The sequence below is a fragment of the Nocardioides speluncae genome (genome assembly GCF_003121585.1).
Taxonomy (GTDB): Bacteria; Actinomycetota; Actinomycetes; order Propionibacteriales; family Nocardioidaceae; genus Nocardioides; species Nocardioides speluncae.
Genome location: NZ_QEOO01000005.1, coordinates 25988 through 43041, shown reverse-complemented (window position 1 = coordinate 43041; position 17054 = coordinate 25988). Strand labels below are relative to the sequence as shown.

General features: G+C 67.2%; 18 protein-coding genes. 8 read left to right on the top strand and 10 right to left on the bottom strand.

All coding sequences use genetic code 11. The features are described from left to right. Positions 1 to 100 precede the first annotated feature (100 nt). Together DDV73_RS02590 and DDV73_RS02585 are read right to left on the bottom strand one after the other, a co-directional pair. The gene (locus DDV73_RS02590) at positions 101 to 592 is read right to left on the bottom strand and encodes a GNAT family N-acetyltransferase (protein ID WP_109505687.1); all 492 of its coding nucleotides are present in this window, start codon (positions 590 to 592) and stop codon (positions 101 to 103) included. An 18-nt stretch (positions 593 to 610) separates the two neighbouring features. Then, positions 611 to 2038, bottom strand: coding sequence for a recombinase XerD (locus DDV73_RS02585; protein WP_170125999.1), 1428 nt, complete (start codon positions 2036 to 2038; stop codon positions 611 to 613). Positions 2039 to 2255: 217 nt separating this feature from the next. Between DDV73_RS02585 and DDV73_RS28595 the strand changes: the two genes are divergently transcribed. The 5 genes from DDV73_RS28595 to DDV73_RS02565 all read left to right on the top strand — a co-directional run bounded on the left by DDV73_RS28595 (position 2256) and on the right by DDV73_RS02565 (position 7487). After that, positions 2256 to 4004 carry a DUF4158 domain-containing protein gene (locus tag DDV73_RS28595; protein ID WP_206050666.1) on the top strand — a complete coding sequence of 583 codons (1749 nt, stop codon included), beginning with the start codon at positions 2256 to 2258 and terminating at the stop codon, positions 4002 to 4004. A gap of 5 nt (positions 4005 to 4009) precedes the next feature. After that, entirely contained in the window at positions 4010 to 5218 is a 1209-nt protein-coding gene (locus DDV73_RS28590) for a Tn3 family transposase (RefSeq protein WP_206050665.1), read from the top strand. Between the two features lie 364 nt (positions 5219 to 5582). Next, positions 5583 to 6320, top strand: a complete 738-nt coding sequence (locus tag DDV73_RS02575; protein ID WP_109505685.1) for a recombinase family protein — start codon at positions 5583 to 5585, stop codon at positions 6318 to 6320. Between the two features lie 20 nt (positions 6321 to 6340). Further along, positions 6341 to 6832, top strand: a complete 492-nt coding sequence (locus tag DDV73_RS02570; RefSeq protein ID WP_240617065.1) for a SigE family RNA polymerase sigma factor — start codon at positions 6341 to 6343, stop codon at positions 6830 to 6832. Positions 6833 to 6998: 166 nt separating this feature from the next. Further along, positions 6999 to 7487, top strand: a complete 489-nt coding sequence (locus tag DDV73_RS02565) for a hypothetical protein (protein ID WP_154402579.1) — start codon at positions 6999 to 7001, stop codon at positions 7485 to 7487. 9 nt (positions 7488 to 7496) lie between these two features. Here the strand turns inward: DDV73_RS02565 and DDV73_RS02560 are convergent, their stop codons facing one another. The 4 genes from DDV73_RS02560 to DDV73_RS02545 all read right to left on the bottom strand — a co-directional run bounded on the left by DDV73_RS02560 (position 7497) and on the right by DDV73_RS02545 (position 10547). Next, positions 7497 to 8093: a hypothetical protein gene (locus DDV73_RS02560; RefSeq protein WP_154402578.1), complete on the bottom strand. Its 597-nt coding sequence runs from the start codon at positions 8091 to 8093 to the stop codon at positions 7497 to 7499. Continuing rightward, complete coding sequence (locus tag DDV73_RS02555; RefSeq protein ID WP_154402577.1) at positions 8086 to 8670, bottom strand: hypothetical protein; 585 nt, start codon at positions 8668 to 8670, stop codon at positions 8086 to 8088. The genes DDV73_RS02560 and DDV73_RS02555 overlap by 8 nt, the downstream gene beginning before the upstream one ends. Before the next feature lie 444 nt (positions 8671 to 9114). Then, positions 9115 to 9447 carry a helix-turn-helix domain-containing protein gene (locus DDV73_RS02550; RefSeq protein WP_109505681.1) on the bottom strand — a complete coding sequence of 111 codons (333 nt, stop codon included), beginning with the start codon at positions 9445 to 9447 and terminating at the stop codon, positions 9115 to 9117. Beyond that, positions 9444 to 10547 carry a tyrosine-type recombinase/integrase gene (locus DDV73_RS02545; protein WP_109505680.1) on the bottom strand — a complete coding sequence of 368 codons (1104 nt, stop codon included), beginning with the start codon at positions 10545 to 10547 and terminating at the stop codon, positions 9444 to 9446. The genes DDV73_RS02550 and DDV73_RS02545 overlap by 4 nt, the downstream gene beginning before the upstream one ends. A 723-nt stretch (positions 10548 to 11270) precedes the next feature. Between DDV73_RS02545 and DDV73_RS02540 the strand changes: the two genes are divergently transcribed. Continuing rightward, positions 11271 to 11843 carry a dihydrofolate reductase family protein gene (locus DDV73_RS02540; protein ID WP_109505679.1) on the top strand — a complete coding sequence of 191 codons (573 nt, stop codon included), beginning with the start codon at positions 11271 to 11273 and terminating at the stop codon, positions 11841 to 11843. Positions 11844 to 12177: 334 nt separating this feature from the next. Then, on the top strand, positions 12178 to 12834 hold the full coding sequence (locus DDV73_RS02535; RefSeq protein WP_109505678.1) for an HAD family hydrolase: 657 nt from the start codon (positions 12178 to 12180) through the stop codon (positions 12832 to 12834). Between the two features lie 115 nt (positions 12835 to 12949). Here the strand turns inward: DDV73_RS02535 and DDV73_RS02530 are convergent, their stop codons facing one another. Both DDV73_RS02530 and DDV73_RS29655 read right to left on the bottom strand, forming a co-directional pair. Continuing rightward, the gene (locus tag DDV73_RS02530; protein ID WP_109505677.1) at positions 12950 to 13636 is read right to left on the bottom strand and encodes an HAD family hydrolase; all 687 of its coding nucleotides are present in this window, start codon (positions 13634 to 13636) and stop codon (positions 12950 to 12952) included. Between the two features lie 266 nt (positions 13637 to 13902). Further along, a complete protein-coding gene (locus DDV73_RS29655; protein ID WP_420818464.1) occupies positions 13903 to 15348 on the bottom strand; it encodes a GTP cyclohydrolase I in 1446 nt (481 codons plus the stop codon). A gap of 261 nt (positions 15349 to 15609) precedes the next feature. Between DDV73_RS29655 and DDV73_RS02515 the strand changes: the two genes are divergently transcribed. Beyond that, on the top strand, positions 15610 to 16233 hold the full coding sequence (locus tag DDV73_RS02515; protein ID WP_240617064.1) for a helix-turn-helix domain-containing protein: 624 nt from the start codon (positions 15610 to 15612) through the stop codon (positions 16231 to 16233). Here DDV73_RS02515 and DDV73_RS02510 read toward each other — a convergent pair. Beyond that, positions 16121 to 16618 (bottom strand): DUF488 domain-containing protein, encoded by a 498-nt coding sequence (locus DDV73_RS02510; protein WP_240617063.1) that lies wholly within the window; start codon positions 16616 to 16618, stop codon positions 16121 to 16123. The genes DDV73_RS02515 and DDV73_RS02510 overlap by 113 nt on opposite strands. A gap of 21 nt (positions 16619 to 16639) precedes the next feature. Further along, positions 16640 to 17035 carry a RidA family protein gene (locus DDV73_RS02505; protein ID WP_109505784.1) on the bottom strand — a complete coding sequence of 132 codons (396 nt, stop codon included), beginning with the start codon at positions 17033 to 17035 and terminating at the stop codon, positions 16640 to 16642. Between the last annotated feature and the right edge of the window lie 19 nt (positions 17036 to 17054).

The following is a 17054-nucleotide window of genomic DNA, read 5'->3' as shown; positions in this document are numbered from 1 at the left end:
TGGATCGAGACCGCAATCGAGCCCCAACTGTCGGAGGAAGCCCGAGGCCGCTACCCGCACAAACAGGAGTGGATGAACAAGTACCTCGGCATCCTGATCTTCAAGCTTCGGCCCCGTCCCGGCCTCCAGCCGCGTTCTTAGTGCTCGCTATGGATGTGCCGGGCCGGGCCAAGTAGGCACTCTTCGCGTCGGGGGAGAAGCCGCAGCTGCGGTAGAAGGCGTGAGTCGCGGGTGTCTGCGAGCCAGTGAGCAGCATGGCCTTGTAGCAGCCTGCGTCCCAGGCAGCATCGAGGGTCGCCGCCATGATCTGCTTACCGAGCCCCGTTCCGCGGACAGCCTGGTCGACAATCACATTCTCGATCACGGCGTACGGCGAGGCGCTGCGGGTCATGTTCGGGATGACGTTGAGGTACGTCGTGGCTACCACCGCGCCGTCTGCTTCAAGGACAAGCAGCGCGAGTCCGGGGGTCTTCAGGATCTCCTCGAACGCGGCGCGGTCCGCGCCGTCCTCCAGAATCGGGTCTTGCGGGTGCAGTTGGCGGTAGAGCCTCACGATGGCGTCGAAGTCCTCGGAACTGGCCTCACGGATCACCGCTGAACCGTACTGCGTCTAAGGTGCTGAGAGCCGCCGGCCGGCGTAGCGGGCCCAGGGCTCAGCAGCCTTGCTGGCATGCAGGAAGGCGACCTGGGCGCTGTAGCCGAGCGCGTCCGCCACGAGCGAGGGCGGGCATTCGAGGACGAGCTCGCCGATGGCTCGGTTGCGGGCGCCGAGGAGGTTGACCCCGAGGTCGCGGAGCCGGTCCATGACGGTGTTCGGATGCAGGTGTCGGCCAGCCCTGATGCTCGGAAATAGCCAGGGACTATCGGGACCGGCGCCGGTGCGCAGGTTTGGTCGCGCGGCGAGGTGTTCGCGTAGGAGTGATGCGAACGGCTCGGGGACATCCGTCGCGTGCTTTCCGAGCGTGATGGTCATGCCTTCGTCGCCGTCGTCGATGACGCTGGTCTGGAGCTCAACAACTCTCACCAGCGGTTGGGCGTAGAGCAGCAGGAGCATGCCGGCGATGCGGTAGGGGAGTGACTCGCTGGTGCCGGTGAGGAGTTCGTGGATCCACGCGAGTCGCTGGTCCTGGCTGAGTGATCGGCTCGTCTTCGCCGCTCGGTGTTGAATCGTGACCTTGGTGTTGAGCCGCGACTTCTTCGCGAGCACGAAGAACGTCCTGATCGCGCTGCGCGTCGTCGGGCCCGTGGCCAGCCACTCATCGACGTCTTGCTGGGTACACGTGGCGGCAGTGCGCTGGTAGCTCTCATGGAGCCACACGAGGAATTTCACCGTTTCGGTGATCTCCTGCTTGGCCGAGTGCACCGGACCACGCATCGACGCGCCGGCTGCTGCCTTGGCACGGATGCGCCGAAGGTGGTGCCAGGTCGCGAAGTGCTGGACGGGCTGGCGGACCTCGTCGGGGAGGCCGTCCAGCTTGGCGTCGATCCACCGTTCGAACCGCGGCAGGTACGGGTCCCGCGGTGGAAGGTGGCCGTGGTGTTGGAGTAGTGCACGGAGGTGTTCAGCCTGCTTGTTGTCGACCGAGTCGAGTCCTTCGTGGGTCATGGGTACTGTGCCGTCGCCGAGGCCACCAAGGAGGGCCTGGACTTTGGGGGAGCGCTTCCAGACGAAGATCGATTCGGGCCGTTCCGATGCACAGAGGGAATCCACGAGCCCGACGCGTGCGGGACTGCCCGGTGGGCCGCCCAAGAGCCCGTGGAGGTCGTCCCGCAGGGCACAGCGGGCGCACAGTCGGCCGCGATGGTGTCCGGCTTCGACATCGCACCGTTCGCAGTGGAAGTCGTAGGGGATCTGGGCGCAGGTTGCGCAGGTGGGTTGGCCGTCGGCATTGCGCGGGCCGGGCAGCAGTCGGTCTTGAAGGCACTCCGGGCATGTTCCACGGGTGTGGACGGCGTCGTAGTAGCAGGTGAAACACACAGCCGGCCCTCTGGCCACCGCTTCGCGATGCGCGGGATGTTCCGGCTGCAGCGTGCGCATGGGTCTTGGGGCGCTGGTAAGAAGCGTGTCACCAGCCGCCACATTTCGGAGTCCCGAGGGTGCCTGGATGTGATCCGTCTTCGCTCAGATCGGCGCTCTGCGAAGCAAGTGCCTGTGATTTGGGTGCCGGCCGGGTCTGGATGCTGATGGCGGCGATCTGACGCGATCAGCGGTGAGGGGTGGTCGGCGGCCACGCGGCGCGGAAGTATGGCCGATCGTGCATCGGGCGATCGAGCTGGACGAGTTGGTTGAGCACTGGACTCTGCTGAGCGACGAGCGGGCGGCCCTGAGCGGCAAGGGCGGTGCCGGCAAGCTGGGGCTGGCGCTGCTGCTGAAGTTCTACGGCCAGCATGGGCGGTTCCCTCGTGGCCGTGGCGAGCTACAGGAAACCGTGGTGCAGTTCGTTGCTGACCAGGTGGACGTTCCCGCATCGGAGATCGGCCTCTATGAGTGGTCGGGCCGCACACTCGAGCGGCACAGAGCGCAGGTTCGCAGCCACTTCGGCTTCCGGGTGTGCTCGGTGGAGGACGCGGACAAGCTGACTGCGTGGTTGGCGTCCGAGGTGTGCGAGGCCGAGCGGCACCACGATGTGGTCCGTGAGCAGCTACTGATCCGGTGCCGCGAGGAGCGGGTCGAGCCGCCGACACCGGGCCGGCTGGACCGGATGGTGCGCTCGGCTCTACACCAGGCTGAGGTTGCGTTGTCGTGCCGGATCGCGGGCAGGCTGCCGCGGGCGACTATTGAGCGGCTGGAGGCCCTGGTCGGCGCCGGCGCCGGCGTCGACGACGTCGACCAGGACGACGCCGGCGAGGAGTCGGTGCTCGCGCTGGTGAAGACCGTTCCGGGCAACGTGAGCCTGGAGTCGATGCTGACCGAGGTCCGCAAGCTCCGTGCGGTCCGCGCGATCGGACTTCCGGGCGGCCTGTTCGCCAATGTTGCGCCAAAGGTGCTGGCCGGGTGGCGTGGCCGCGCGGCGGTGGAGTCGCCGTCGCACATGCGTGATCACCCGACCGAGCTGCGGCTGACGCTGTTGTCGGCACTGATGCACGCGCGTGAGCGGGAGATCACCGACACCCTGGTCGATCTGCTGATCTCCACGGTCCACAAGATCAACGCACGGGCCAGTCACCGGGTGACCCAGGAGCTGGTCAACGCGTTCAAGAAGGTCACCGGCAAGGAGAACATCTTGTTCGCGATCGCCGAGGCCGCCCTGGACGCGCCGGACGATCCGGTCCGCGAGGTGGTGTTCCCGGCCGTGACCGGAGGCGAGCAGACCCTGCAGGAGCTGGTACACGAGTACAAGACGAAGGGGCCGGTGTACCGACGGACGGTGCAGACCACGCTGAAGGCCTCCTACACCAACCACTACCGGCGCGGGCTGATCGAGCTGCTCGACGTGCTGGAGTTCCGCTCCTCCAACACCACCCACCGCCCGGTACTCGACGCGCTGGACCTGGTGGCTCGGTACAAGAACGGCCGGGTGACCTACTACCCGCGCGGCGAGCATCTTCCGACCAGCCGCGTGGTGGCCGGCGACTGGGAAACCTTGGTGTACCGGACCGACAAGCGCGGCCGGCAGAGGGTGGTCCGGTCCACCTACGAGATCTGCGTCTTCCAGGCGCTGCGGGAGCGGCTGCGCTGCAAGGAGATTTGGGTGGTCGGCGCCGACAAGTGGCGTAATCCCGACGAGGACCTGCCCCGTGACTTCGAGAGCCGCCGCAGCGACCACTACGCCGCGCTCCGCAAGCCGCTGGACCCCTCGGCGTTCATCGACCAGCTGCGCACCGAGCTGCAGGCCGAGCTTGCCGCGCTCAACGAGCAGCTGCCGACGCTGGACTGGGTCGAGATCCGCGACCGTGGCAAACAGGGCCGATCAAGCTCTCCGCACTCGACCCGGCGCCGGAGCCGCGGAACCTGCGGGCGCTCAAGGCCGAGGTGGGCTCCAGGTGGGGAACCGTCCCGCTGATCGACATGCTCAAAGAGGCGGTGCTGCGCACTGGCTGCCTGGACCGCGTCACCTCGAGCGCGGGCCGCGGCGACCTGGCCCTCGAGGTCCTCGCCGAGCGGCTGCTGCTTGCGGTGTACGCCTACGGCACCAACACCGGGATCCGCGCGGTCGCCGGCGGCGAGCACGGGCACTCCGAGGACGACCTGCGCTACGTCCGCCGCCGCTACCTCACCGTCGATGTGGTTCGGGCGATGGCCACCGAGATCGCCAACGCCACGTTCGCGGTCCGCCAGGCGGGCGTGTGGGGCGCCGGCTCCTCGGCGGTCGCCTCAGACTCGACCCACTTCGGGGCGCTCGACCAGAACATCTTCACCGAGTGGCACTCGCGGTACGGAGGCCGCGGCGTACTCATCTACTGGCACGTCGAAGAGAAGTCGATGGCCATCCACTCCCAGCTGATCAGCTGCTCGGCCTCCGAGGTCGCGGCGATGATCGAGGGCGCGATGCGTCACGGCACCACGATGGAGGTCGAGGGCAACTACACCGACTCCCACGGCCAGTCCGAGATCGGCTTCGGACTCACCCGGCTGCTCGGATTCGACCTGCTCCCGCGGATCAAGCGGATTAACCACGTCAAGCTTTACCGCCCTGCTGCCGGCGAACCGGACGCCTACCCGCACCTGGCGCCGGCGTTGACCAGGCCGATCCGGTGGGAGGTGATCGCCGAGCAGTACGACCAGATGATCAAGTACGCCACCGCGATCCGATCCGGCACCGGGTCGACCGAGGCGATCCTGCGCAGGTTCACCAAGGCCAACGCGATCCATCCGACCTACCAGGCGATGATCGAGACCGGCCGCGCCCAGAAGACCCTGTTCGTGGCCCGCTACCTGCGCGAGCGCGACCTGCAGCGCGAGATCAACGCCGGCCTCAACGTCGTGGAGTCCTGGAACGGCGGCAATGACGTCATCTTCTTCGGCAGGGGCGGTGACCTGACCACCAACCGCCGCGAGGAACAGGAGCTGTCGGTCCTCTGCCTCCGCGTGCTCCAGTCCGCGCTGGTCTACGTCAACACCCTGATGGTCCAAGACGTCCTCGCCGACGACGAGTGGGCCAACCGGATGACCAACGTCGACCACCGCGGACTCACACCCCTGTTCTGGACCCACGTCAAGCCGTACGGCGAGGTCCGCCTCAACATGGGCCGGCGGCTATCGCTTCGTGAGGCATGAAACCCGGCCGGTTGAATCGGGGAATCTGCTACCGGTCCAACCTGATAGGTGGATACTGCAAGCACCGGGTCAGGTGCGGAGCGACTCGTGGCTTGGGCTCCGCGCCAGATCTTCGGGGGGGAAGAACTGGCACTGATCCGGGTGTGGAGACTGCGGGACTGGCCTCCTTTTTCCCACCGGTCCCGCAGCCGCCACGCCCGCCGGCCCTCGCCACATCACGCCTTCAGCAAACGTTCCTTTGTTGAAGGCGGCCGAGTGCGGTGATTTGAGAGCGCGATCGCGCCTGGCCGGATCTTCAAAAACCCCTTCACGGCGTCGAGTGTCAACAACCTCCGGTGGACCGTTATCTGACAGGCTCGGCACCATGACCGCGGTCGATGTCCCCTCCGACGAAGTCCCTGATGCTCTGCTCGCGGCCGAGCCGGCCGTCCTCACCGAGATCCGGATCGGCTACGCCCGGGTCTCCACCACCGAGCAGAACCTTGAGCGGCAGCTCGACGCGCTCACCAGGGCCGGCTGCCGGCGGATCTTCGCCGAGAAGAGGTCCGGCAAGAACGACGACCGCCCCGAGCTGGCCGCCGCGCTCGAGTTCATGCGGCCCGGCGATACCCTGGTGGTCGCCTCCCTCGATCGACTCTCTCGATCGCTGCAGGACCTGATCACCACCGTGGGCGACCTCCGCGGTCGCGGCGTCGGGTTCACCTCGCTGCACGAGAACCTCGACACCACTACCCCCGGAGGCCGGCTGGTGTTCCACGTCTTCGCTGCCCTCGCCGAGTTCATCCGCGAGCTCATCGTCGCTGGCACCCACGAAGGCCTCGCCGCCGCCCGGGCCCGCGGCCGCGTCGGCGGCCGACCCACCGTGGTCGACGCCGACCTCATCCGCGCCGCCCGCGACCTACTGCCGAACCCCGAGCACAGCGTGACCTCGATCGCCAAGCTCCTCGGGATCAGCCCCGGCACCCTCTACAACCACATCCCCGACCTCCGCGAACTGCGCGCCGCGGCCCGCACACAAGCGCCGCCCTCGGCGACCACGCGCGGGTCAATTTCGCCTCAGGATGCAACGTTTGCCGACCCTGCAGGATCAGACATGTTGTAGGTGCCCGAAAGGACCCCAGCGTGAGCAAGCACGAGTCGTTTGAGCAGTTCGCGGTCGAGACGACCCCGATGCTGTACCGCACGGCCTGGCTCCTCGTGGGAGAACAGCAGGCCGCCGAGGACCTGGTGCAGGAGACCTTTGCCAGGCTGTTTCCGCGCTGGGAACGCGGCTCCAGGCTGGACAACCCCGCCGGATATGCGCGGACGGTGCTTGTCCATCAGTTCATCAAGGGCAAACAGCGCCGGAGCTCCACCGAGGTGCCGACAGAGGTCCTACCCGAGCAGGCGGTGGAGCCGGATGTCGCCGCGTCGCTGGCGCTGCATGCAGCGATCGTCGGCCTTCCCCGCACGGATCGGGCGATCATCGTTCTCCGCTATTACGGCGACCGCACGGTAGCCGAGGTCGGCCACGACCTAGGGCTGTCCGACTCGGCCGTGCGGAGCCGAGCCTCACGGGCGATCGCGAAGCTGCGTGACCAACTCGGCGCCGATCTTCTCATCCCATCACTTTGACCGGAGGCAAGTCATGCCACACGAGATGGAAGCGTTGCTCCACGAGGCCGCGGACCGGGCCCCGCAGCCGAGCCCCGACCTGGTGCGCCGGAGTGTGCAGCGACGGGCCCGGTACCTACGGCGCCGACGGACCCATCTGATCCTCGGGGGAGGTGCTGCGGCGGCCGTGGCGCTGCTGGCCGGAGGGGTCGGGGTGTTGGGCATCATCGAGGCCGGCTCACCGCAAACCGAGCCACCGGTCACTATCGAGCCCGATAGCTCCGACGCCGCCAGCTTCCCGGCCTGCCCCAGCGAGGCTGAGGTCACCCAGATGAAGGCCGACGGCATTGAGATCCCGCCCTGTGACCCACTTCCCGAGAATGGGGACACCTCGTCGCCCGATGCCGAGCAGCCCGGTTCCGGACAGCCCGGCTCCGACGGGAACCAGACATGTCCGGCTGTGACGATCGGCAAGATCGCGGGATTGACCGTTGCGCTGCCGTGCGCTGAGGGAGCGGTGATCCTCGACACTAGGCTGGTCAAAGTCGACGGCGAGTGGTGCGCGCGGGTCACTTACGTCGCGAAGACGGGTGAGGACCAGGTGACCGAGACGCTGTGTGAGGGTGATCGTCCTTCGGTCGGCGGGCCGCCCGTCAGCGGCCCGCCGACACCCTAGCCCGGTCGTTTAGCCGGGGTCGTCGTGGTTGTAGCTGAAGAGCAGCACCTCGAAGTCGTGCCCGTCCGGGAACTGCTCGCCGACCATGTCGCCGGAACGCATGCAGGTATTCGTGTTGGACGGTCGGTCATCCAGGCCGGTGCTGTGGCCTAGTTCGTGGCAGACGAGTTCGCGCCGGTCAGCAGCGCTCCGCGCGTCGCACTGCGCGTCGATACGGACCTCGGTAGCCGAGAAGTAGTGCCCCGCTGGGCCGGTCACGTGGAGGACCTCACCAAGCCTCCCAGTGCATCCCGGATCGAGGTCGGCCTCGCGCACGGTGACGCAGTGGTTGGATGTGCAGCTCCCGGTGACATAGACCGCGTCCAGTCGACTGGCCCTGTCCCACTGAACAGCCGACGAGAACACCGGCCACTCCGCGCCAGTCTGGTCCTGCCAGAAGACGTAGCCGCGCGGAAAGCTTGGGTCATTGTCGGACCAGTGCATGCGGTCGCCGTCAGGTTGCACCATCGGGTGGCTCGCATTGGCCGCTGCCACCGCCGCCAGGAGGAACACCGAAGCCAACAATGCGACGAGCCCCCACCGCCGCACACCGAATAGGTCATTCATGAGCGTGCTCCTCCGTTTCGGGGGAAACCACCGACACGCGAGTGGACGATGGCTCCTCGCCGGGGCACACCGTTTCGGTTCTCGGCGTCGCAGCGGTCCGTGCGACGTACGAGACTCTCGCGCAGTAGGTTCCGTTCACCTGCACAGCTTGTACAGCGGTGATCTCCGCACCAGGCGCGCACGGTACAAAGACGGTCAGGCTCACGCCCTTCCCGAGAGTGGCGCCGGGACACACGTCGTCGTCCGGGCCGGGTTCAGGTCTCTCAAACCGGGGGTCGGGAATGATCACCGGCTGACCCTCCTCGGGAACCGGGTCGCACGGACCGAACGGCAGACCCGCGGTCTTGAGTCGGGCCACCGTGGCCTCATCGGGACACGGCGGCGCAACCTCCCCGACCTTGCCCGTAGCTGCCGCCTGGACCTCTTCCAGGGTCATGCCGTCGTGGTACACCTCGGCGCGCGTCAAGGGCGCGCCAGTGCCCTCCGAACCCATTGCCATCGCGCCGCCCACAAGGGCTCCGGCGCCTGCTGCCGCCAACACCAGGGCCAAGACAGCCCGCTTCTTCCCCGCTCTCACGATTCTTCACCTTCCCCGTTGGTGGTGTGCGAGAGCGCACCCCCGCACCGTCCTCCCGCCGCCGTCCTCATCAGATTCCGCTAACCCCGTACCGACTGCGAACCGGCATCTGCGGTGACCGGAGGCGACTCTCCAGCGTGATTCAGGTCACACGAATCGGCAAGCGCTTCGCTCAAACTTTACGTTCGAACGCCCACCTCCGTAGCGCGCGAGCCGCCGCCGCGCCACCCCGGCGGGCACGACCTCAGCGCGGCCCACACAACGGACGCTCAGCGGCTCTCAGCAGCGGGCCCGACCGTCACCGAAATGTGGCGGCAGGTGACAGCGTTCTTACCGACACCCCGTCTTCGCGGCCGCTGCGGCTTCTTGGTGTGCGCGGTCGACCGCGCACGGTGGAACGAGGGGAGAGGCCGACCGGTTTCGGATCCATCGCTGCTCCCTGAGCTACTCGTCGAGGATGTTCGCGCGACGTGGCCGCACGGTGCGGTCGAGCGAGACAACGTTGGGCGGGGAAGCGGTGCCGGTCTTGCGCACACGAACGTCCGCAGCGGTGGTGGTGAGCAGGTCCGCGGGCGTGCAGTCGAAGATGTCGCACAGCGCCGCGACCACCTGAAGGGACATTCGCTCCGGGCGCTGATTCACCAGGCGATAGACCTGGGGCCGGGACAGGGTGATGTCGCGTTCAGCCAAGAGGGGGATGAGGTCTGTGGTGTTGTGCAGGCCGCGGGCTGCCATCAGCTCGGCGAGCCTCCAGGTGTAGTCGACCTTGCGCTTCATGATGTGCCGTCCTCGGTCCTGCGTGCCATGGCTTCCTTCACCGTACGGTCCAGCGCGCTCCTGAGCGTGGAGCTCCGGAACTCGTCGGAGACGAACTGGTAGATCCCGGTCGTCGACGCGTACTCGTGGCCCATCTGGTCCTGTACGAAGCGTGGATCCCATTCGTCCTCGAGCAGATGAGTGGCGTACGACCGTCGAAACGAGTGGAGGTCGAGTCCTTCCGAGAACCCCAGCTCTTGGCAGTAGCGGCGCACTCGGCGGATCAGTGTGGACTCGACGACGAGGCCGCCACGCTCGCTGGGGAAGAGGTCGAGCGTGCCTGGTTCGCCCCGGCCGTTGGCGAGCCAGTCCTCGAGGATGCCGGGTGTCCATCGCCAGACGGTGAGCACGCTCCGCGGTTTGTGTGGGGACGATCGCTTGGCCTTGCCGTAGCGGACCTTGCAGATCCCGAAGGCTCCGAACTCACGGACGCGTGGGTTGCGAGCGAAGTCGACGGTCTGAAGGTGGCGGAGCTCGTTGAATCGGAGGCCGTAGGCGTATGCGATCTTCATCATGGTTGCGTCGCGATACGCGGCCTGCCAGCCCTTGCGGCTGGACTTCCCGATGAGCTCGACCTCGTCGTCGGCGTGGTCGAATAGTGCGCTGATCTCTTCGCGGGTGTACGGACGTTTCGTGGGCCGGCCGTCGTACTCCTCGACGTGAGGAGCGGTGTTCCAGTCGAAGAAGACCTGGGCCGGGTGTGTGCCGAAGTACTTCTCGCAGATCCGGTCCCAGCCGTAGTCGGGGTTGCTGTAACTGGTGAAGCCCCGCAAGGCGGAGTGGTAGCCGCGCAGCGTCGAGTGGGACACGTGTTTGACGGTGCGCAGGTCGGCCGAAAACTCCTCGACCATGGCCGGCGTCCAGTTCCAGGGGTCTTCGTTGACGTGGTCCAGGAACCGCTTCACACAGCGGAGGCGCTGGTCGATCGTGTCGAACCGGAGGTTGCGGGACAGTTGCTGGTTGCGCCAGCCGTCGAGCATCAGCTGGAGCACCTGTTCGTCGGGCCGGAGGACCGGCATCGACTGCACCAGCTGCACCCGTCCTGCGCCGTCAATCTGCATCAAGTACCCCCCCAAATCCTGTTACAGCCAGTGATTCAATGATGCATCTGATGAGACGCCCAGTGTGTATGTGCAGGTCAACGGCGTGTCGTGTAGGTCGTCAGGTGCACCGACTTGGTGGGTGCGGGTCGCCGAAGGAGCACTCCAGGCGCCGTTCCGTCACGTGTTTCCGCAGGTCAGGAGGCGATTCCTCGTTGACAGCGGGGTAGTGGATCCAAGCTGCGTGGGTGATTCATCTGATGCAATACGCAGACTAGTAACTGACATAATGTCAGTTATCGGCGATGACTGCCGTGCTTCGCCATGAGGCTCGTCAGCTGCTTGAGGCGGCCGCACTGTCCTCGCGGGTCGTGACTCGGCTGACTGGGTCGGACTGACGTGCTGAGTGACCGGGGAGCTTTCCACGACGACACCGGCTCGACCGGTTGCTCACGACGTTGGGCTTGCAGTCCGTCGTCCATGGTCACAGCCCGACCCACCAGTACTTCGGAGTTCCCGCCACCTTGAGCGGCCGCCCGCACACGTACGCGGGCGGCCGCGCCACCGCCATCGACGGCGGAGTCTTCGACAAGGGGCAGCTGGTCGTCGCGCGCCTCGACGCCCCTCCCCCCAAGCACAGCCGAGACACAACCCTTCCCAACTGTCGAAAGTGGCAGCCCCCATTCGTAGTAGAGACAGCGCCGGCAAACCGCCGGTGCACGCAATTCCATGGAAGGCAATCAGATGAGCGAGCTCGTCAACTCCACCTACATCAGCCTCGACGGCGTCATCGAGAGCCCCCAGACGTGGCCGGACACCGGCGGGTTCGGCGCGGAGGGGAACAAGATCCAGACGGACCTCGTGCTCTCCTGCTCGGCCGTGATCATGGGCCGGCACACCTACGAGGTCATGGCACCGGTGTGGCCCACCATGTCCGGCAACCCGCTGGCCGACAAGATGAACGCGATGCCCAAGTACGTCGCCTCCCGCACGCTGGTCGACCCGGAGTGGAACAACACCCACGTCATTGACGGCGACCTGGCTACTGGGGTGAAGAAGCTGAAGGAAGAGTCGGACGGCGACATCGTCCAGTTCGGCTTCGGACAGGTGACCCACACCTTGATGTCCGCCGGGCTCCTGGACCGCCTGCGGCTGTGGGTCCACCCGTTCATGATCGGCCGTGGCGGGCCCGCCGACCTTCTCTACCGGGACACTCCGACGACCGGCTTCGAGCTGGACAAGGTCACCGCGCTCGAGTCAGGGATCGTGATCCTGGACTATCGCACCCTCGGCGACGAACCGGACGTGCAGTCATGATGCCCGTGCACGACACGGAGACGGATTCGCGCCCCGGCTCTCGCACAGGTCTCCTGCTGGTCTGGGCGCTCGCCGGCCCCTCTACGTCGGCACCGGGACCGCGGAGGCCCTGATCCGCGAGGTTTCGACATCACCCTCTGGACGTTTCCGCTCCCTTGAGCAATCCGGACGAGCCGAAACGCCCAGAGTCAGCGCGGCCGGCTCAGTGTGTCCGGTCGGCATGGGCTACTTGCGAACGAAGTTCAAGACAAATCCTCTGAGTTTCGGCAACCGAGGATCTCTAGCTTCTTGCGGCGGGCTGAGTACGTCGAGGGGCGATGAGAGGATCGGCCGCATGACATCGTTGCCGCTCGCCATCATCTTCGACTTCGACGGGCTGCTGATGGACACCGAGTCCACGATGCTGGCGAGCTGGCGCTACGAATGGCAGCAATGGGGCCTGGAGCTCGAGCTCACCGGATTCTTCGCCGACCACGGCGGAGACATCACCAACCAGCGGTACGACGTGCTCTCCGGCGCCGTCGGCAGTACCTACGACCGGGAGCTGAGCCATCAGCGGCGGGTGCGCTACCGCGACCAGCTGCACCGTTCGCTGGACCTCGCGCCGGGCCTGCGCGACTGGCTGGACGAGACGGCACGGCTTGGGATCGAGGCGGCGGTCGCCTCATCCTCGCCGCGCCCCTGGGTAGCCGGGCACCTCGAACGAGTTGGCCTTCTGGAGCGCTTCACGGTGATCGCCACCGGTGACGAGGTGCCCCGACACAAGCCGGCGCCCGACATCTACGAGCTGGCGCTGACCCGGCTCGGCATCCCCGCGTCGGACGCGATCGCCGTTGAGGACACCGCCCACGGCGTGACCGCCGCCCAGGCTGCCGGCCTCCGCTGCATCGCCATACCCAATCCCTTTGTCGATCCGGGACGCGTCGCACACGCCGACGTCGTACTCACCTCGGCAATCGACCGCTCGCTGTCCGACGTGCTTCAACACTGAGTGGGTGCGGCGTGCGACGCGCGGCCATGACAGTCGCGACGCCGCATGGTGTGGTGGTCCGGGGGCCTGAGTCGACGGCGGCCCGCGGGGTGTCCGGGTGAATCGTCGTGCGTGCTCACCACCCAGTCGGGCTCTGAGATTCAAGGAGCCATTCTTCGATCGGCGGAAGTGCGTCGACGAGCGAGGTGGAGTCCACGGTCGTTGTGGCTTGCGCCCGAGCGTCGGGAGATGCGTTGAACGCGACGCTGAAGCCGACTGCCTCGAAGAGCGGGAGATCCGAGCGGCTGTCACCGATCGCGATGCACCGAGCAGGCAGGACCCCAACTCGACGGCAACTGGTGATGGCAAAGTCCCGTTTGTCGTGCTCGTCAAACGTCGCGGCGACCTCGCCTGTGTAGGTCGCGTTGGTCGTATCGAGTTTGGGCCCGCAGTGTGCCGCGAAGCCGAAGCGGCGCGCGAGGTGAGCGCCGACGGGATCCCATGCGAGGGAGGCCAGCATGGGGACGAGGTTCTGTGACTTGCACCAGCGCAGGGCCTCATCGATCCCATCGATGAGCGGCAGGTCCTCGAGCCAGGCGGACACTTGGGCCGCGCTGGTGCCGGACCAGCCATGCGCATCGATGATGCACACCGCATGGTTGTCGATGTCTCCTGCGGCGTACCTTGCTTCTGCTTTGTCCACCTCGTGTGCGTGTCCGAGACGTTGGGCAATAAATGACCCGGAACTGGTCCCAGTGACCAGGGTCCCGTCGATGTCGAAGAACACGATCCCGGCCGGCCGAGCGCGTCCTGAGTGGCTCATGAGCGGAGGATATGTGGTGGACAATGTGCCGGGCATGTGGCCTGCGTGGAGCGTCACCTTCGCCACGTCGATGCAGTGGATCGACTCGTAAACGCAACTGGCACCAACGGGAGTTGAGGAGCCGGGAGTAGCCGCCAACGGCGGGCTCGACGCCGCCGCCGAGGCCGGCCGGTACAAACGAACTCAGCGACGACGCCAGCCTCGCCCCGACGATGACGTGGGTCTGTTCGGTGGCCATGAATCCTCCTCGTTGATTCGGGTGGTTGTTACGCTGCCGGTCGGCGGGGGCTGGCGGGGACGGCCGGGGTCGGGCACCCGCCGGCCATCGGGTCTGGTCGGTGGTGGTCGTGCAGCGCCAGGAACCGCTGGGGTGCCGGGAGCCGGTCGCCGCCGTCGGCGAGCCAGGCGCGGGTGGTCCGGTGGGCCCGCTCGATGAGGTCGGCGCTGTGGCTGAAGTCGATCGGGGACACCGACACCGGGCACAGTGGCGGGAGCACGTGCAGGTCGACCCGGGCGGCGAGGTCGGCGACCTCCCAGAGCAGCCGCTGGTGGGTGAGCAGCGACACCGCGTGCAGTGCGGCGGCCAGCGCGCCGGCCGGTGGTCGGGTCAGAGCGCACGCGTACCCGGCCGGCAGCACCCACACCTCGTCGGCGCCCAACGCCACCGCCCGTGAGATCCCGGCGTTGTCGGCCACGCCGCCGTCGACCAGCACCAGGCCGTCGATCTCGACGGCGGGAAACACCGCGGGGACGGCCGCGCTGGCCAGCACCGCGGTCACCGCGTCGCCGCGGCCCAGGCACACCGCATCTCCGGTGAGCACGTTGGTGGCGGTCACGTGGATCGGGACCGTGGCGTTTTCCAATCGCCGGTAGGTCAGGGTGTCCGCGATCAGCCGCCGCAGCCCCTGGTTGGAGCTCAGCGAGGGTCGGCGGCCGGCCAGGGCGAGCAGCTGCCGGACCGGGTCGATCGGGAACACGTCGCGGCGCCGCACCCGCCGCCACAGCCGGGTCAGCTCGTCGAGAGTTTCTGCGCTCGGCCCGTGGCCGGCGAGGTAGGCCGCGTTGAGCGCACCCACCGAGGTACCGACCAGAAGGTCCGCGGCGATGCCCCGCTCAGCGAGCGCAGCCAGCATCCCCACCTGGACCGCGCCCAGGTTGCCGCCCCCGGACAACACGAACGCCCTAGTCATCGCGGTCTCACGCGACCAGGCCGGTGAGCGCGAAGAACTCCTGCCGCGAGCCCGGGTTCTCGCGCAGCAGCCGTCCAGCCAGTCGGCGACCTGCTTGGTCAGCCGCTCCTGGACCTGCAGGTCGCAAACGAACAGCTCGACCACCCGGGCCAGCTTGGCGAGCCCCAGGATGCGCGCCCCGGGCAGGTAGCCGACATGGGCGATCCCCCGAAAGGGCAGCAGATGATGCTCGCACGGCGACTGCACCGGGATGCTCTTGGCGAGCACCAGCTCGTCGTATCCGTCGTCGTTGGGGAAGGTGGTCAGGTCGAACTCCCGCGGCGTGAGCAACTCGACGTAGGAGCTGGCCACCCGCCGCGGGGTGTCGTAGAAGCCGGGGATGGTGAGCAGGTTGAGGACGATCCCGGCCAGCCAGACCGCCACCAGCAGGCCACCGAACCGGGGCGCCAGGGCGACCACGATCCCGGCCACCACCTCGACCACCCCCACCGCGTACATCGCCTGCTGCGCTGTCCCCGGCACGGTCTGGTCGATCCACCCCGGCCAGGTAGCCCGGCCAGTCGACCAGCAGGTTCGCGAACTTGTCGAGCCCGAACAGGATCGGTGCCACTGTGAACATGGTCCGCAGCGCCAAGAACGCCTGGTACCCCGGGTCGGCCAGCGCGGCTCGGTCGGCCGCACGGGAGGTGGACAACTCAGCGTTCATGATCCGCCCTTCTAAAATGAAGATATACGAATTTTAGAACTTCGAAGGCTATTCCGTCAACACAGGTTGGTTTTCGAATGGTGGTCGTGGAGAACCCCGAGGCCGGCGTCTCTGCCGACTCCGTGCTCGACGAGCCGACCCGGCGCCGGCTGTACGACCACGTTGTACGCCAGGCCGAACCCGTGAGCCGCGACGAGGCCGCCGCCCTGGAGCTGCTGCGCACCACCGCGGCCTTCCACCTCGAACCGCTCGCCGCCGCCGGGCTGCTGGACGTCGTCTATCAGCGCCGCACCGGCCGGTCCGGCCCCGGTGCCGGACGGCCCACCAAGCACTACCGGCGCTCGCACCGACAGCTCGCCGTGTCGCTTCCGGAACGTCGCTACGACCTAGCTGGGCGGCTGCTCGCCGCCGCCCTCGAAGACGCCGAACGCTCGGGCGAATCCCCGGAACCGCCCTCGACCGACGCGCGCGCGACCTGGGCAAGGAGCTCGGTGAGGCAGCAAGCGAGGCACGAGACAACGCCGAGAGTCGGCACACCGTCCTGCGCATTAAGGCGTGATTTGAAGACCTGCGTCAGATTCACTGCTGCTACATCGGGCGTAGATGCTCGACGGACACGTCATTGTCCTCAGTCAGCCGCTGGGCGATCAGCGAACGGTGACAGGCCTCAGGATCGCGCTCGACACAGAACAGCGCTGTAGTTCCTTGGTTCGGCAGTCCAGCCACGATCGGCTTGAGGTCGGCGCTGTCGAGGATCTCGTTGACATAACGTCGTGCGTACTCCGGCGCCAGCTCGCGACGCGAGCGCTTGCCGACGCCCTGGCGGTCGTCCTCGGCGTACTGGAGCTGACGCAGCTCGGTGGTCGGCGCGAGCTCGAGGTGATGCTCGTAGCCGATCCCGGCTTCGGCGAGCGCCGCCTGCAGGCGAGCCGAGTTCGCCCAGGCGTACTCGGGTCCGCGCACGCCACGGCGCTGGCGTACGTCGAGCAGCAGGTGGGCGTCCGCATGCCGCAGACGTTCCACGAAGGATTCGGCATCGAAGCCATAGACGCCGATCGTCACCATTCTGAGCACCGGATCACCCACCTGCCTGCTACTCGCATCGCGTCACGCGACAGCGGTGCCCTCGAGCTCGACCATCAGGTCCGGGATCGCCAGCCGCGACACTCCGAGCAGCGTGCTGCTCGCCGCCACGCCCGCGGCGCCGAGCCGCGCCGCCAGCACGCCGTAGTGCTGGAACAGCAGGTCGACGTCGGTGGTGTAGACGTTAAGCCGGACCAGGTTCGCCAAGGACATGCCGGCCTCGCTGAGAACGGCCTCCAGGTTATCGAGGCTCAGTGACAGCTGGGCCGCCATGTCGCCGGCGTGCTCGGGCTTCCCCTCGCCGCTCATCGAGGTCTGCCCCGCGCAGTACAAGGTCCGGGTCTCCCCGGAGACGACCTCCCCCTGGTTGTAGCCCAGCTCCACCGACCACGGCCACGGGTTGACCGTCGTGCGTTCGATTCCCACATCAGCTCCGTTC

Excerpts from the sequence above, each read along its gene's own strand:
- DDV73_RS02585 (WP_170125999.1), bottom strand. The coding sequence starts at position 2,038 with ATGCGCACGCTGCAGCCGGAACATCCCGCGCATCGCGAAGCGGTGGCC.
- DDV73_RS28590 (WP_206050665.1), top strand. The coding sequence starts at position 4,010 with ATGCTCAAAGAGGCGGTGCTGCGCACTGGCTGCCTGGACCGCGTCACC.
- DDV73_RS02575 (WP_109505685.1), top strand. The coding sequence starts at position 5,583 with ATGACCGCGGTCGATGTCCCCTCCGACGAAGTCCCTGATGCTCTGCTC.
- DDV73_RS02560 (WP_154402578.1), bottom strand. The coding sequence starts at position 8,093 with ATGAATGACCTATTCGGTGTGCGGCGGTGGGGGCTCGTCGCATTGTTG.
- DDV73_RS02550 (WP_109505681.1), bottom strand. The coding sequence starts at position 9,447 with ATGAAGCGCAAGGTCGACTACACCTGGAGGCTCGCCGAGCTGATGGCA.
- DDV73_RS02545 (WP_109505680.1), bottom strand. The coding sequence starts at position 10,547 with ATGCAGATTGACGGCGCAGGACGGGTGCAGCTGGTGCAGTCGATGCCG.
- DDV73_RS02540 (WP_109505679.1), top strand. The coding sequence starts at position 11,271 with ATGAGCGAGCTCGTCAACTCCACCTACATCAGCCTCGACGGCGTCATC.
- DDV73_RS02535 (WP_109505678.1), top strand. The coding sequence starts at position 12,178 with ATGACATCGTTGCCGCTCGCCATCATCTTCGACTTCGACGGGCTGCTG.
- DDV73_RS02530 (WP_109505677.1), bottom strand. The coding sequence starts at position 13,636 with ATGAGCCACTCAGGACGCGCTCGGCCGGCCGGGATCGTGTTCTTCGAC.
- DDV73_RS02515 (WP_240617064.1), top strand. The coding sequence starts at position 15,610 with ATGGTGGTCGTGGAGAACCCCGAGGCCGGCGTCTCTGCCGACTCCGTG.